Here is a 15,423-nt window from a genome sequence, read left to right on the forward strand (position 1 = left end):
ACGCTCACAATTTAGAAATAATTTAGATTATCTGGGGGGATCTAGGTGCTACCATTAAGTGATATTACAGTTGTAAGTTTAGAACAAGCGGTTGCAGCACCTTTTGCTAGCCGACAGCTTGCTGATTTAGGTGCACGTGTTATCAAAATTGAAAGGCCTGAAGTGGGCGATTTTGCTCGTAATTATGATTCAACTGTGAACGGGTTATCTAGCCACTTTGTTTGGATTAATCGTTCCAAAGAGTCATTAGAATTAGATCTTAAATCAGACGATGGCAAGAAAATTTTGCATGAGTTATTGTCCAAAGCAGATGTATTTATTCAAAATTTAACACCTGGTGCTATTGAGAGATTAGGATTTTCACCAGAAGAATTACTGAAAGAGTTTCCAAAATTAATTGTTTGCAGTATTTCTGGCTATGGAAACAGTGGCCCATATCGCGATAAAAAGGCATATGATTTACTAATTCAATGTGAAACAGGTCTAGTTTCCATTACAGGGACTGATGAAACGCCATCAAAAGCAGGGATATCGATTGCCGATATTAGCGCAGGAATGTATGCGTTTTCAGGAATACTAACGGCAATCATACAGCGCCAATCAACTGGCAAAGGTGCAATTATTGATATTTCTATGTTAGAAGCGCTAGGCGAATGGATGGGCTACCCAATGTATTATGCAAATTATGGCCAAGAAGAACCTGAGCGTACTGGTGCTAGTCATGCAACGATTTATCCATATGGTCCGTTTCCAAGTGGAGATGAGAAATCTGTATTTTTAGGAATTCAGAATGAACGTGAATGGGTTCGATTCTGTAACGAAGTATTAGAATTACCTGGATTAGTTATGAATGAAAAATTTGATAGTAATCACAAGAGAAATCAACATAAGAAAGAGTTGAAAGAAATAATTGAACGCCGATTTGCGGATTTAACAGCAGAAAATATTATCAATCGTTTAGATAGGGCGCAAATTGCTAATGCGAACCTGAACGAAATGAAGTCATTCTTTAAACATCCTCAGCTAGCAGCAAGAGAACGTTTTGTTGATGTTAAAACACCTAAAGGCATAATTAAGGCATTATTACCACCAGCAAATATTACAGGGATTCAACCAGTGATGGGAGCAGTTCCAGCAGTTGGTGAACATACACAAACAATTTTAGAAGAATTGGGGTTATCTGCAAATCAATTATAGTTGGATGTTTGATATGACTATAAAGACGAATTACTTTCCAAAGTATTCGAAAATCAGGAAAAGAGATAATTCCTCTTTTCCTATAAAAAATTATATCTTCACTTTAAGATTTTGAAGAACATTTTTCCCTGCGTTATCAATATGTAATTCGATTAATTCACTAGCACGTTTACTATCTTTTATTTTCACAGCAGCTAGAATTCCACTATGTTCAGCTTTTGATTTACCAATTCCATTTGGAAACAGATAGGGTGTGTTTAATGGTAGTCCCGTATTTAATTGTTTAATGAAATTGTTTAGACGAGGATAAGGGCAGCAACTAATTAATAATTCGTGAAAAGCAATATTCAATTTCACGAATTCACCAATGTTTTGTGTACTTTCCATAGAATGGACAAGATGTTCAAGATCATTATAAACTTCTAAAGTCATACGTCGAACACTTTCTTCAACAGCCTTTTTTTCGAAAATTTTACGAAGAAAATAGATTTCTTCAATTTCTTCAATTGTAAATTGGCGAACAATTGCACCTCTATGTGGTTCGATTGACACTAAACCTTCTGTTTCTAGTTTCTTTAAAGCTTCACGAATAGGCATTCTACTAACTCCCATTGATTCTGCAAGTTCAGTTTGCGCTAAATGTTGTCCGGGTTTTAAATCACCATTAACGATTGCTTCGCGTAGAAGTCGACAAATTTTGTCCGGAATAGTTTCAAGATCTTTTACTCCAAGGCGGTAATTAAAGTCTTCTTTCATCATAATTGCCTCCTACTCTATTTTCGGGATATTGAATCCAATATTTATATCATTGTATAATATCTGAATTTATTTGAATACTCAAAAACTTCACTTTTGACACAAAATAGGACAAGCAGAATCAGAGGTTTTTAATGTTACTAGCTTGTATGTTATCCCTTAAAGATGTGGTGGGAAATAATAGATTAGATTAAGTCTTTAGCCTTTTAAAACCAGCAATCTATTTATAAACTTATGCATTTACTTATATTTTTTTAGAATTCACTTAAAAAAATTGGCTCATAGGAGGGAAAAGTATGAAAATAATGAAAAAAATTTTTTATGTTATCGGATTAGTAGCTATAGTTGCGAGTTTAGGTGCCTGTGGTAGTAAAGAATCATCTGCAAGTAAAGAGGGTGATGGTGGATATACGAAAGAAAAGCCATTAGTTATTAAATTTTCTCATGTTACTTCAGCAGATAGTGTAAAAGGAAAAGCAGCTGATGCATTTGCTAAATTAGTCGCTGAAAAAACAAATGGTAAGGTAAAAGTTGAAGTTTATCCTTCTTCTCAGTTATACGGTGATAATGATGAGTTAGATGCTCTAGCATCTGGAAATGTTCAAATGATCTCTCCATCCGCGACAAAAATGGTGAAAATAGATCCACGCTGGCAATATGTTGATATGCCTTATTTATTTGATAATGAAGAACATGTACGCAACTTCTTCAAATCTGATATAGCAAAAACACTTTTAGAATCCGATCAATTAGCGGCAAATGATATTAAAGGTTTAGCTTTTTGGGAAAATGGTTTTAAAGAATTCTCGAATAATAAGCATCCTTTAGTAAATCCAGAAGATTTCAAAGGACTTAAATTCCGTGTACAAGCAGGGAAATTACTAGATGCACAATTTAAAGCGCTACATGCTGGATCAGCTACCATTGCTTTTGGTGAATCGTATGCTGCATTACAACAAGGAACAGTTGATGGTCAAGAAAATAGTTTCAATAACTTTGATACACAAAAGTATTCTGAAGTACAAAAATATTTAACAGTTTCCGATCATGGTCGCATAGATTATGTAGTATTTGTAAATAAAACATTCTGGGATAATATTCCTAAAGATTTAAAAGCACCAATTGAAGAAGCTTTAGCAGAATCAACTCAATTAGAATGGAAATTAGCACAAGAAGAAAACAAAAAGTCCCTAGAAAATATTAAAAATACTGGTGACGTAGAAATTACAGAATTAACAGAAGCACAAAAAGAAAATTTAAAGAAATCTCTTCAACCGTTATACAAAGAATTTGAAGGTGAAATTTCGAAAGAATTAATCGATGGTATTGAGGGTTTAAGAAAATAAATGCAAAAGGCCTAACGAACACATTCTTAAAATAGCTTTTTATCATTTGTTGAACATGTGATTGTTCACATATAGGGAGGCGATGATCTTTGCAAGTACTGTATAAAGTATGGGGCTGCTTAGAAGAAATATTTGCGGGGTTCTTTTTTTCAATTGGTATTGTACTAATCTTTTACGGTGTGATCATGCGCTATATCTTCAATGAGCCTCAATCATGGGTCGAAGAACTTGTCCGATATACAATTATTTGGGGAACGTTCTTTGGTTTTAGCTTAGCATTACGCCATAATCAACATATCCAAGTAGATATTCTATATGATAAAGTAACCCCTCCAGTAAAGCATATTATCGATATAATCGCTAACGGAGTTAGTATTGTGTTTTGTGTGATTTATACGTATTACGGCTTTATATTAGTTGAAAATCGCTATACTTCGGGGATGGTTTCCCTCGACGTTGGAATTCCTATGTGGATAATCTATTTGGTTTTACCAATTTCAGGAATATTATTTTTAGCACGATTTTTAGAAAGGATTATTAAAGTAATTCGTAGAAAGGAGGAAGACTATGCTAATCCTCTTAATTAGTTTCTTCCTATTATTATTTTTACGAGTTCCAATAGCCATTAGTTTAGCACTTTCTACCATTATCGTCTTATTCCAAATAGATTTTAATATGAATATGGTCCCGCAACGGATGTTTACGGCGCTGGATTCATTTCCAATGATGGCTATTCCAGGATTTGTTTTAGCTGGTGTATTAATGGCACGTGGCGGTATTTCTAAATACTTAATTGAAGCATTACGTGCATGGTTTGGCCATTTGCCAGGAGGATTAGCCGTTGTAACTATTTTAGCATGTTCAATCTTCGCCGCAATATCTGGTTCTTCACCTGCAACTGCTGCAGCAATAGGATCGATTATGATTCCGGCTCTTCTTTCAGCAGGTTATGATAAGAGATATTCAATGGGCTTAGTAGCTGCTGGAGGTACACTTGGTATCTTAATACCTCCAAGTGTACCGCTTATTATATACGGAATCACATCTGAACAATCCATTGGCGAATTGTTTATGGCGGGTGTAATTCCTGGTCTTTCACTATCTGCTCTATTAATTATAGCTGCCATCGTATATGCGAAAAGAAAAGGATTTAAAGTAGACCCCATTTCTTCTTTTGAAGAACGTAGAAAAAAATCTTTAAAAGCAATTTGGGGAGCCATTTTGCCAATCTTGATTTTAGGAACGATTTATTCAGGGATTATAACACCAACTGAATCAGCAGTAGTTGCCGTTTTCTATGGATTAATTGTTTCTATCTTTATTTATCGAGAAATGAAGTTAAGAGATTTCAGAGAAGTAATAGTAGAATCAATTAATATAACATCGATGATTTTTTTAATTATCGGTGCTGCATCACTATTTGGGTTGTATTTAACAAACGCTCAAATTCCACAAGAAGTGGGAAATTGGATTGCAGCAAGCGATATGAATAAATGGATATTTATCATTTTAGTCAATGTTCTTCTTTTCATTATGGGGATGTTCTTAGAATCTGTTTCGATTATCTTAATTACATTGCCAATTCTATTGCCAATGTTAGTTCATTTTGATATTAATTTAATTCATTTTGCTATTATTATGACTATTAATATGGAACTCGGAATGATTACTCCACCTGTAGGATTGAATCTGTTTGTTGTAAGTGGCATTGCAAAAGAAAAACTTGGTGAAGTAGTAAAAGGGGTTATACCATTTATTATTTTGATGATTGTGTTTTTGGCAATCGTAGTGTTATGGCCACAGCTGTCATTGTGGTTGCCTGAAAGAATAAAATAGAACAAATTATTTCTAATGAAAGTTGAAAAAATAACAATGGTTTGAAGGATTTGATAGTTTCAAGTGGAAGATTCTTTTCATATATTTACTGCATTAGATGAGTCACCAAAGATGGACAGCCCCGTAAATGTTAGACATGAAACTAACATTTACGGGGTATTTTTTTGGCACTATTTAACACCAATGAAAATTCCGGATAATTTTGTATATGTTTAAAATGGAACCATAATGGAAATTGTATAAGAAATAAACTTTTTTATAGATTGGAGCTATCTACATGAAGACAAATAATCAACAAGAAGAACATAAAGACGACTCATTACAAGAGGAAGGTAAAACGATTGGAGAGCCATTGTCTGAAATTAAATCGAATCCTCCACAAAAACAATCGAAAGTGACTCGGACATTTGGGATTGTAGTGTTAGGGATATTGCTGATTGTTTTAGGTTATACAGTAATTGTTAATCTAATGTAAGAAATCCCTAGACGATTAATCTTACCATTTTTACTTCTGATTGAAGCATGTATTACACAAAATAATATTATTATGTAAACTAAAATAAATATAACCATACCAATTATCTCAAATCCTTTCCTTTTTCTTTTTAAATAAGTAAAATAATAAGGAATTCGTATTATCCCGCATTAACGGGCGGTAAGACTCCCACCACAATGTTTTAGAAATTCAAAGAAGCATAGGTGGGAGATAACAGCCCATAAATGCCAGATTCGTTCAGGCAGGCAGGATGGCTGTCACTCAGGTGTTGCTATTGACGTGGCGAACTTAGCATGAGTTCCTATTTCTCAGCGGGGGATAGAAAAATTCCCCGCTGATTGAAGTTTCACTTTATTTGAAGGGGAGTTTTTATGAAGGATAAGCGGTATTATATTGCTCATCGTGAAGCACTTATTGGTATTGCATTAGTAATTGTGAATTTTGCAATATGGTTTGGCTTTGCTTATGGGCTTGGTTCAGGGGATCCGAAGAATTATACATATGTTTTCGGCTTTCCAGCTTGGTTCTTTTATAGCTGCATCGCAGGGACAATCTTTATGATTCTCTTGATCATGGTCATCATCAAATTCTTCTTTAAGGATGTATCGTTTGATGAAGAAGAGGATGGTGAAGAAAAATGATGCATTGGGGAGTTATTTTTCCATTAATTATTTTCCTTGTTATTATTTTTTTAATAGGGATATGGGCAAATAAAAGTGTTATGCAGTCTGATTCATTCTTACAAGAATACTTTCTAGGTGGTCGCCAGATGGGGGGGTTCCTCCTTGCAATGACGATGATGGCTACATATGGAAGCGCATCAAGTTTCATAGGAGGCCCAGGGGTTGCATATAACAAAGGTTTAGGATGGGTACTTTTATCTATGGCCCAATTACCTGCAGGGTATTATGTATTGATGGTGTTAGGTAAGAAATTTGCCATAATTGCCAGGAAATATAAAGCTATTACATTGATTGACTTTTTGCATGAACGCTACAAAAGTAATGTTATCGTAATCGTTTCTGCAATTAGTATAATCATCTTCCTGTTTTCATCAATGGCAGCACAATGGATTGGTGGTGCTCGACTAATTGAGTCATTGACAGGACTCCACTATACTACTGCGTTGTTTATTTTTGCGGTTGTTGTGCTTGTTTATGTAATTATTGGCGGTTTCCGTGCGGTTGCACTGACGGATGCTGTTCAAGGTTCAGTTATGTTCCTTGGTGCTGTTATATTATTAGTTGGTACCATTATAGCTGGTGGTGGGGTTTCAAATATTATGGCCGATTTAGTGGCTGAGAATCCGAAACTTGTTTCACCTTTTGGTGCAGATGATAGTCTAACACCACTTTATGTATCAACATTTTGGATCTTAATCGGTATTGGTGTAATCGGTTTACCTCAAATCGCTGTGAGAGCCATGTCTTATAAAGATTCAAAAAGTATGCATTCTGCTATTATTATTGGAACTTTTGCTCTTGGCTCAGTTATGTTTGGCATGCATTTAACTGGTGTTTTAGCAAGACCGGTCATTCCAGGAATCGAAATTGGTGATAAAGTTATGCCGTTACTTACATTGAAGGTATTACCACCGTTTTTAGCTGGAATTGTATTAGCTGCTCCAATGGCCGCTATCATGTCTACAGTAAATGCATTATTAATGCTTGTTAGCTCGACCATTGTAAAAGATATTTACTTAAACTTTATTAATCCAAAATCTTCAGATCAAGAAATAAAACGCATCAGCTATTTTGTTACAACAATTATTGGAATAGCTGTTGTACTAGTATCATTAAGGCCACCTGATTTACTTGTATGGTTAAACCTATTCTCCTTTGGTGGATTAGAATCAGTATTTGTTTGGCCAGTAGTATTTGGCCTTTATTGGAAAACGGGGAACAAATACGGTGCAATTAGCTCAATGATTGTAGGATTATTGAGTTATATCTTGATTGATCAGCTATGGCCAAATGTATTTGGGATGCATACAGTAACCATACCAATATTGTTATCATTGGTTTGTTATGTAATTGTTAGCATACTAACTAAGAACAAATTTAAAGACTTTAAGCATATTATTTAATGAAAAAACCCAAACTTCTAATAACAGAAGTTTGGGTTTTTTCGTTCGTAATTTTTTATTAATCAGATGTTAACTTATTGTATATTTCTGATTATTTTGTTGACATGTAAAAACATGTGTTATATATTAATATCAGAAATTAAATTTGTTATATAACAGGAGGGGATATCATGGAAATGTATCTAGAAGGATATGAACGATATTGCAATGCATGTAAAGAGTACGGTCTAGAATCGAAAGACTTTTATTACTTTATTAACAACTTAACAGAAGAGCAGCTAAATGCTTATATGGAACATTCAAAAAGGAGCAATGATGCAAATGTCTGATGTCGCCACGTGTAACTTATAAGACCCCTACTAATCATGAATGATTGGTAGGGGTTTTATTGCGTTATTTGGAAATTTTAGAGTAATATACTTATATACAAACAGTTGCTTCACTGGTAAAAAAATACTGTTTTTTGAGCTTCGACATAAAATGCCAGTCTTTTTTCTATTATTTAGTGCATAATATAGTATAAATTTAGCTAATATTATATCGGTATAAGTTTGAACTATCAATTTAATAGAAAAGGTGAGTGATAATGTGAAATATTGGAATTCTTCGAAGAGGTTGAAAACGAAAATACTCTCAGTCTTCTGTATTACTAGTTGTTGCATTATGTTTCAGCATCCGCATGTTGATGCAAAAGAACGAAATTATACTTCTTCAGATGTATTGATATCCTATAAAAATGAATCTGGTAAGAACTATATCATTCAAAAAGCTCAAAAAGTGGACAGTTTACTTAACAAAGTAAAAATGGTTAGGGCGACTATTAATATGAAACAATATAAAGAATTTCTTCAAAACAAAAATATAGAATTTATCAATAGAGACTCAAAAAGTATGATTCTAACTGATGAAACGGTAGCAGCGATTCCTAGTACAACACCAACTTATAAATCCTATTGGAATTTGAATTATGTTAAAGCGCCTACGTATTGGAACAAAGGTTTTATGGGGAAAGGTGTAAAAGTGGCAGTGATCGATACAGGTGTAAATAATATTGCTGATTTACCAAATGTCGTGAAACGCGTATCATTTGTGAAAGATGACCCAAAGACTAAGACTATTAACGAATCAGATTCAAAAGATAGAGGAAATGCTGGAGAAGGACATGGGACAAGTGTAGCAGCGGTGATTGGTGCACAAATCGGGGGAGATATTTTCAATACAACCATTTCAGACGTCATTGGAGTTGCACCAAATGTTCAATTATATTCTTTAAAGTATGCAGATGGTACAAAGGAAGGTAGTATCGGAGAAGTAATTGAAGCCATCAATTGGTCAATTGAATATAAAATGGAGATAATCAATATTTCATCAAGCACCTATGAAGATGATCCTGCCTTAAAAAAGGCAATTGATCAAGCAGTAAAAGCTGGGATAATCATAGTTGCTGCTGCTGGAAATCAGGGAAATCAAAGTAAACCTACTTACCCTGCCCGATATAGTAATGTAATTGCAGTTAGTTCTATTGGAAAAGATAAAAAATGCAGTGATTTTTCAAATACTGGCGAAGCAATCGATTTTACTGCACCCGGAGATTACATACCAACGATTAATAGCCATGGGGAAATATTCTTAGCTTCTGGTACATCATTTGCTGCTCCACATGTTACAGGATTGCTCGCCGTTTTAAAAGAAAGATATCCATATAGTACATCGAGCGAGCTTATTCATAAACTTCAAAATGCTGCGTTGGATTTAGGAACAAAAGGCAAGGACACTAAATTTGGATATGGTCTAGCGCAATTGCCGACATTTTCAACAACAAAGCCAAAAGATTTGACGAATGTAGCTATATCCAACATACAAGATCATAAGGCAACACTTTCTTATACATTGCCAAATGACAAATCATTTAGCAAAGTAGCTATTATCGTGAATGGAAAAACTATAAAATATACAACAAAATCGTCCTATACTTTAAAGAATCTTTATGCGAATCGTAATTATAAAGTTGAACTTAAAGTTGTAAATCAAAATGGTGATAGTTCTTCAGGAATTCTTAAGTCCTTTAAAACCTTACTAGATATCACAGCTCCAAGTGATATTACTAATTTAAAATTGGCAAGTCTTAAGATTAGCTCGGCAACATTTACGTGGACGAATGCGAATGACGAAGATTTCAAGGGTACTCAAGTAATATTAAATAATCAACTTTTAGATACCACTACAAATGAACAATTTTCTATAACTAAGTTAAAGCCTGATACTGATTATAAAGTTAGATTGATTACGGAAGATACAGCAGGAAATATAGCAGATGGAATCGAAGCGAAATTCCATACTCCTGCAATAATAAATATTTCAAGTCCAATCGTTTCCCCCGTGACTACTAGCGTCCGAACGATTTCAGGCAAAGCAAAAGGGAACACTGTCATTAAAGTGAAAAATGGCACAAAAACAGTCGGAAAAAGTTTAACAAATAAAGAAGGAAACTTTAAAATTACCATTCCATATCAAAAAGCAGGCACATTCCTGAAGATAACTGCAGAGGATTCAGTCGGAAATATTAGTAAAGCAAAGGAAATAATCGTTAAGCAATCGAATACAACAGCCATGCCAATCGTGAAACCTGTTAGTACCAATTCTAAATATATGAGTGGAGTTTCAGAACTTGGCTCTTCGATTACTATATATAGAGGGAAAACATTATTAGTTTCCGACAAGGTAGACTCAAAAGGTCAATTCTTCTTTTATATAAACTATCAACCTAAAAACACTGTACTAACAGTTTATGCAACAAATAAACTTGGAATTAAAAGTAAACCACTAAAAGTAATTGTAAATTAACGGAAATGAGCCTATACAGTTGTATAGGCTCATTTTTTTATCTAAGTGGCGTTAGCTCATAAACTGCCAATCTATAATGTTAAAAATCACAATAATATAAAGGCTAAATTCTAGTGTTTATATAAGAACGTAGATTTTCTCGTTCTATGAAGGAATAATTATTTGTCCCATCATGTAATTTTCTATTTAAAATAAAACTCAAACTAGTATATTATTTTCCATTAAGTTTGTTGAATGTATATGGACGTGATTCCTTGGAAAAAATAATTTCAAATACAGAGTTTTCAAGGATTCGATAGCAATAACATTGAATATTAAATTTTAGGGAGAATTTTAAAATGAAAATAACAAAAGTCACTACTATATTTGAGTTAATGGAAGCTATTTCGGAAAATATACCACAAGTTTTGGAGATTGAATCATCCATTCTTTCCCCACATTCCATTACTTTACCTGAAGGATACAAATTAACAGGGAAAAGTACCGATTCATGTATAGTGAGTTTTAACAATAGTGATGGGTTTGGTTTGACTCGCGACAATACGATTTCGAATCTAACCGTTATGACAAAACAAACTAACCGGGCTATATATACGATGTGTGGCATTCCTGATATGGGGGATATTGTCCTTGAAAATTTGACTATTACAGGTCAGGTTTCAATTATCTCTAGGCAAGGAACGGACAAAATAAACCTCATCTCAAATAACTTACACATCATTTCTTGTGATTCAAGACATTATAGTGAGCAACCGCAAAAATATGGTGTTAATGTTTACCAAGGGGCATTGACTGTATACAATTTTAATTCTAATGAAAACAGTGAGATTAATTGCACGATAACAAATATCAGTATAGGTATTAAAAATGCTCCTGTAATTGGCTCAGGCATTTTTGTTTGCGGTTTTGGCGATAAAGGTGGCAAAGTCAATTTGGAGACATTAACCACAGGTAATGTTTATACAAATGGTATGTTACCCGATGGTACAGCGGATATCATTACAGCCGCAGTTTTCATTGTTTATGGTGTTGAGGCAAAAACAGTTGAACATCAAGGTGAGCTCGTGACTTACGGTGTTAATGACATGGTACTGGACACATGGGGCAAAGTCGAAAAATGGGTTTGTAATAGTCGGGTAGTTTCTTATGGTCCAAGTGGTATAGGATTTGTGAACTTTGGTACAGTGAAAGATTTCATGGCACAAGATATTATTACATATGGGTTAGGTGCTAGAGGGTTTAACCAATATGACGGTACAGTAGAAAATATTAAGTTTAAATCCATTACTACTCATGGTGATGGATCGATAGGCATACAAGTCAGCAAACCCATTGGAAATATGACGATTGAAGAGAATGTAACAACATACGGCTCAGTGGGTAATTCTTTAGTTAAAGGAGTAGTAACGGAGCTTGCGGCAAATGCAATAAGTATTAAATCGGGTGGCAAAGTAGAGAGTTTGACTGTCCTCGGTGAAATTGTAACGTATGGCGACAATGTGACTAGTTACGCATTAGAAGGTGGCGATGTGATGAATTTCACCATCAGCGGTGAAATTATTGCCAATGGGAAAAATTCGCAAATTACAAATCACAATTAATCTGTGAATCCACTCAACATTTTGAGTGGATTTTTTATAATGAATTCACTTATCTTCATTAAAAATATACATAGTTATACCCATTTTTGGAATTCACCTTTTAAATATTTCCACTATCTAGAAAAATTTTTGGTATAATATTGTTATTAGTCCAAAAGGAGGGTTCATCTATGAAAGAAAAGAATTTTCAACAAGCTGTTGGATTTAGTGTAAAAGACACACTAGCCCTTTATTGGCTTTATGCGACACAAGATAAAGAAATGTACTCAGTAGAAATACACCAACAATTTGAAGTTGAATTCCCGGGGCGGAAAGTCGGCTATGAGTACGTAGCTAGAATTGCAAAACAACTAGAAGCGGATGGTGCACTTTCATCTCGGCAAATTCATAAGAAGGTACTATATAAGAGTACAGAGTTAGGTACGAATAGGTTAAATCGTTATCAAGAACTTTATTTTGAACGCTTCCATGAAATTGTATTAGTACTTGATCGTTTTTATTTTGAATTGACAAGAAATGGGGAAAAGCCGCCGAAACCAGAACATCCATTACCAGAAGAGTTTCGTAGTTACTTCTCAAAGCTAATTTCAGTTAAAGATGCCGTACGATATTTAGCACTTAAATTATCACAAACTCGTTCAAGTTTTTATATGGCAGAAGTTGGTCAACAATTGGAGGATTTATTTGGTTGGTGTCCTTCAAATGGCTATTTATATCAAATTGCATGGGAACTTGAAGAGGAAGGCTATTTAGTAGGTTCGTGGCCTGATGAAAAAAGAACTGTGCGAAATTTAAGAGGGACTGATGAAGGTGTATCCTTTTATCGAACCATTGCGGATTCATTAACTGAAAGAATTACAACCATACGACGATACTTGCGCTATATGTTAAAGTTTTATACAAATAGTAGCGTTATACAATAATTTATTGAAATTTCTTGTATCATTTATTATAATATGTAACATACTTACAATTTTAAATTGAAATCGTTGAACAGGATTAGTACATAAGAGCAAAATGGTTCAGAGAGTCGACGCTTGGTGGAAGTCGATCCATTTCCTTATCGAATGGACCTGTGAGTGATTACTTGAAAATAGTAGGGTAATCCGGCACATACCGTTATATGTGAGTGGTAGTGAGTTCACTACAAGCAAGGTGGTACCGCGGAGATTCCGTCCTTCATAGAATTTTTTTCTATGAGGGGCTTTTTTTGTAGGATCAGTTTTGCCATTCATTCATTATGAACGCCGGAGAGAAAAGTTGAGAAGAGCAGAGAAAAGGAGTTAAACAAATGACAGTTGAGACGAGAATGTATGAGATGAAGACAATTCAGGGTGATATGCTAACGCCCATTTCGATCTATCATGCTTTAAAAGGATCGAAAAAAATGCTATTCGAATCCTCCGCAAAGCATGAAGAAAGTGGCAGATATTCATTTATTGCAGCAAATCCAATTGCGGAAATGACTGCGATTAATAATGAATATCAATTTTATAATGAAATGCATGAACTAATCATTCGTGATACAAACACCTTTGAAAAACTTAAGACATTGCTACCAACAATGGAAGAAGAACTTCCATTTTCATTTTTCGGAGGTGCAATTGGTTATTTTGGTTATGAAACGGCATTTTATCATGAAAAAATTGGTGACATATTAGATGATGAATTAGAAATGCCTGATATGCATGTATTTTTTTACGATACTTTTATCGTAGTCGATCATTTATTGCAACAAGTGCATATTGTGGCAGTTGATTTATTTAAAAAAGGACTCACTCATGAACAATTACTTAATAGAATTCAAACTATGGAAGATCAACTAAAAACCACGATTACAACGCAGTCAACTGACGATTCAAGTATTGAATTCCGTTCTACTATTGAAAAAGAAGATTTTTGTCAAATGGTTCAACAAGCAAAACAACATATTGAGCAAGGAGATATTTTCCAAGTTGTTTTATCACAACGGTTTGAAGCGGATTTCACTGGAAATCCGATGAATCTTTATCGCAAGCTTCGTACGACTAACCCATCACCTTATATGTTTTATATGGACTTTGAAGAGTATGTCATTTTAGGTACATCTCCTGAAAGCCTAGTTAAAGTAAAAGGGAGAATGGTTACAACAAATCCGATTGCTGGTACGAGACGACGGGGACAAACTAATCAAGAGGATCATGACTTAGAACTAGAACTATTACATGACGAAAAAGAACTTGCTGAACATCGTATGTTAGTAGATTTAGGGCGCAACGACATTGGAAAGCTTTCGAAAATTGGCTCCGTTACATTACCAAAATATATGCAAATAGAAAAGTATAAGCATGTCATGCATATTGTGTCTGAAGTAACTGGAGAGTTAAAAGATGAGATTCATCCATTAGATGTTTTAGCGACATCATTACCTGCGGGGACCGTTTCAGGTGCACCTAAAATTCGAGCGATGCAGATTATTAACAATTTGGAGAGCGCTAAAAGAGGTGTTTATGCTGGAGCTGTTGGCTATGTATCCATTTCAGGTGATATGGACATGGCCCTAGCAATTCGAACAATGGTGATTACGAAAGGTAAAGCATATGTTCAAGCAGGAGCAGGGATCGTGTATCATTCGATTCCTGAAAATGAATATGATGAAACGCTAAATAAAGCGAAAGCATTATTGGAGGTACGCTCATGATTTTACTAATCGATAATTATGATTCGTTTACTTATAACTTATATCAACAAATAAGTAGTCTTGGAAAAGAAGTAAAGGTTGTCCGCAATGATGCCGTAACAATTGAAGAAATACGCGCTATGCAACCAGAAGCAATTGTGATTTCTCCTGGACCGGGGACACCAAAAGAAGCAGGCATCTCGATTGATGTTATCAAAAACTTATACACAGAATTTCCTATACTTGGGATTTGTTTAGGTCATCAATCAATTGGAGAGGCTTTTGGAGCTAAAATCATTCAAGCGCAGCAAATAAAACATGGATTATATTCAAAATTACAACATAGTAAATCGAGCTTATTTGAAAAATGTCCAGATTCAGTTTCTGTTATGCGTTATCACTCACTTGTGATTGATAAAAATTCATTACCTCCTGAACTAATCGTAACAGCTACTGCAGAAGATGATCAGGAAATTATGGCCATCGAGCACAAGCAATATCCATTATTCGGATTACAATTCCATCCAGAGTCAATCGGTACGAAGGATGGGGACTTAATGATTCAAATGTTTTTAGAGGCATTCACCAAGCAAGTTGTATAA

14 protein-coding genes and 1 other annotated feature are annotated in these 15,423 nt (G+C 34.5%); of the genes, 13 read left to right on the plus strand and 1 reads right to left on the minus strand.

Translation table 11 applies throughout. The annotated features are described in order from the left end of the window. The first annotated feature begins 45 nt into the window (after positions 1 to 45). Positions 46 to 1,197 carry a CaiB/BaiF CoA transferase family protein gene (locus tag ACWV26_RS09450; RefSeq protein ID WP_455898089.1) on the plus strand — a complete coding sequence of 384 codons (1,152 nt, stop codon included), beginning with the start codon at positions 46 to 48 and terminating at the stop codon, positions 1,195 to 1,197. Positions 1,198 to 1,287: 90 nt separating this feature from the next. Here the strand turns inward: ACWV26_RS09450 and ACWV26_RS09455 are convergent, their stop codons facing one another. Further along, complete coding sequence (locus tag ACWV26_RS09455; protein WP_455898090.1) at positions 1,288 to 1,956, minus strand: GntR family transcriptional regulator; 669 nt, start codon at positions 1,954 to 1,956, stop codon at positions 1,288 to 1,290. Between the two features lie 293 nt (positions 1,957 to 2,249). On the opposite strand from ACWV26_RS09455, the gene ACWV26_RS09460 reads away from it, so the two are divergent. The 12 genes from ACWV26_RS09460 to ACWV26_RS09515 all read left to right on the plus strand — a co-directional run bounded on the left by ACWV26_RS09460 (position 2,250) and on the right by ACWV26_RS09515 (position 15,423). Then, positions 2,250 to 3,299 (plus strand): DctP family TRAP transporter solute-binding subunit, encoded by a 1,050-nt coding sequence (locus ACWV26_RS09460; protein ID WP_455898091.1) that lies wholly within the window; start codon positions 2,250 to 2,252, stop codon positions 3,297 to 3,299. An 89-nt stretch (positions 3,300 to 3,388) separates the two neighbouring features. Further along, positions 3,389 to 3,886, plus strand: coding sequence for a TRAP transporter small permease (locus tag ACWV26_RS09465; protein WP_455898092.1), 498 nt, complete (start codon positions 3,389 to 3,391; stop codon positions 3,884 to 3,886). Beyond that, entirely contained in the window at positions 3,867 to 5,135 is a 1,269-nt protein-coding gene (locus tag ACWV26_RS09470; RefSeq protein ID WP_455898093.1) for a TRAP transporter large permease, read from the plus strand. The genes ACWV26_RS09465 and ACWV26_RS09470 overlap by 20 nt, the downstream gene beginning before the upstream one ends. Positions 5,136 to 5,412: 277 nt before the next feature. Continuing rightward, positions 5,413 to 5,610 carry a hypothetical protein gene (locus tag ACWV26_RS09475; RefSeq protein WP_455898094.1) on the plus strand — a complete coding sequence of 66 codons (198 nt, stop codon included), beginning with the start codon at positions 5,413 to 5,415 and terminating at the stop codon, positions 5,608 to 5,610. 392 nt (positions 5,611 to 6,002) lie between these two features. Beyond that, on the plus strand, positions 6,003 to 6,272 hold the full coding sequence (locus ACWV26_RS09480) for a YhdT family protein (RefSeq protein WP_455898095.1): 270 nt from the start codon (positions 6,003 to 6,005) through the stop codon (positions 6,270 to 6,272). After that, on the plus strand, positions 6,272 to 7,717 hold the full coding sequence (gene panF / locus ACWV26_RS09485) for a sodium/pantothenate symporter (RefSeq protein ID WP_455898214.1): 1,446 nt from the start codon (positions 6,272 to 6,274) through the stop codon (positions 7,715 to 7,717). The genes ACWV26_RS09480 and panF overlap by 1 nt, the downstream gene beginning before the upstream one ends. A 170-nt stretch (positions 7,718 to 7,887) precedes the next feature. Further along, positions 7,888 to 8,046 (plus strand): transcriptional regulator, encoded by a 159-nt coding sequence (locus ACWV26_RS09490; RefSeq protein WP_455898096.1) that lies wholly within the window; start codon positions 7,888 to 7,890, stop codon positions 8,044 to 8,046. Positions 8,047 to 8,380: 334 nt separating this feature from the next. Continuing rightward, positions 8,381 to 10,561 (plus strand): S8 family serine peptidase, encoded by a 2,181-nt coding sequence (locus ACWV26_RS09495; RefSeq protein WP_455898097.1) that lies wholly within the window; start codon positions 8,381 to 8,383, stop codon positions 10,559 to 10,561. A gap of 338 nt (positions 10,562 to 10,899) precedes the next feature. After that, positions 10,900 to 12,162: a hypothetical protein gene (locus tag ACWV26_RS09500; protein ID WP_455898098.1), complete on the plus strand. Its 1,263-nt coding sequence runs from the start codon at positions 10,900 to 10,902 to the stop codon at positions 12,160 to 12,162. Positions 12,163 to 12,332: 170 nt separating this feature from the next. Then, the gene (locus ACWV26_RS09505) at positions 12,333 to 13,085 is read left to right on the plus strand and encodes a hypothetical protein (RefSeq protein WP_455898099.1); all 753 of its coding nucleotides are present in this window, start codon (positions 12,333 to 12,335) and stop codon (positions 13,083 to 13,085) included. Between the two features lie 57 nt (positions 13,086 to 13,142). Further along, positions 13,143 to 13,345 (plus strand) — a binding site (T-box leader). A 108-nt stretch (positions 13,346 to 13,453) separates the two neighbouring features. Beyond that, complete coding sequence (gene trpE / locus ACWV26_RS09510) at positions 13,454 to 14,842, plus strand: anthranilate synthase component I (protein WP_455898100.1); 1,389 nt, start codon at positions 13,454 to 13,456, stop codon at positions 14,840 to 14,842. Then, positions 14,839 to 15,423 (plus strand): anthranilate synthase component II, encoded by a 585-nt coding sequence (locus ACWV26_RS09515; RefSeq protein WP_455898101.1) that lies wholly within the window; start codon positions 14,839 to 14,841, stop codon positions 15,421 to 15,423. Before trpE ends, ACWV26_RS09515 begins: the two co-directional genes overlap by 4 nt.

The organism is Rummeliibacillus sp. JY-2-4R, assembly GCF_053847205.1.

Excerpts from the sequence above, each read along its gene's own strand:
- ACWV26_RS09455 (WP_455898090.1), bottom strand. The coding sequence starts at position 1,956 with ATGATGAAAGAAGACTTTAATTACCGCCTTGGAGTAAAAGATCTTGAA.
- ACWV26_RS09460 (WP_455898091.1), top strand. The coding sequence starts at position 2,250 with ATGAAAATAATGAAAAAAATTTTTTATGTTATCGGATTAGTAGCTATA.
- ACWV26_RS09470 (WP_455898093.1), top strand. The coding sequence starts at position 3,867 with ATGCTAATCCTCTTAATTAGTTTCTTCCTATTATTATTTTTACGAGTT.
- ACWV26_RS09475 (WP_455898094.1), top strand. The coding sequence starts at position 5,413 with ATGAAGACAAATAATCAACAAGAAGAACATAAAGACGACTCATTACAA.
- ACWV26_RS09480 (WP_455898095.1), top strand. The coding sequence starts at position 6,003 with ATGAAGGATAAGCGGTATTATATTGCTCATCGTGAAGCACTTATTGGT.
- panF (WP_455898214.1), top strand. The coding sequence starts at position 6,272 with ATGCATTGGGGAGTTATTTTTCCATTAATTATTTTCCTTGTTATTATT.
- ACWV26_RS09490 (WP_455898096.1), top strand. The coding sequence starts at position 7,888 with ATGGAAATGTATCTAGAAGGATATGAACGATATTGCAATGCATGTAAA.
- ACWV26_RS09495 (WP_455898097.1), top strand. The coding sequence starts at position 8,381 with ATGTTTCAGCATCCGCATGTTGATGCAAAAGAACGAAATTATACTTCT.
- ACWV26_RS09500 (WP_455898098.1), top strand. The coding sequence starts at position 10,900 with ATGAAAATAACAAAAGTCACTACTATATTTGAGTTAATGGAAGCTATT.
- ACWV26_RS09505 (WP_455898099.1), top strand. The coding sequence starts at position 12,333 with ATGAAAGAAAAGAATTTTCAACAAGCTGTTGGATTTAGTGTAAAAGAC.
- trpE (WP_455898100.1), top strand. The coding sequence starts at position 13,454 with ATGACAGTTGAGACGAGAATGTATGAGATGAAGACAATTCAGGGTGAT.
- ACWV26_RS09515 (WP_455898101.1), top strand. The coding sequence starts at position 14,839 with ATGATTTTACTAATCGATAATTATGATTCGTTTACTTATAACTTATAT.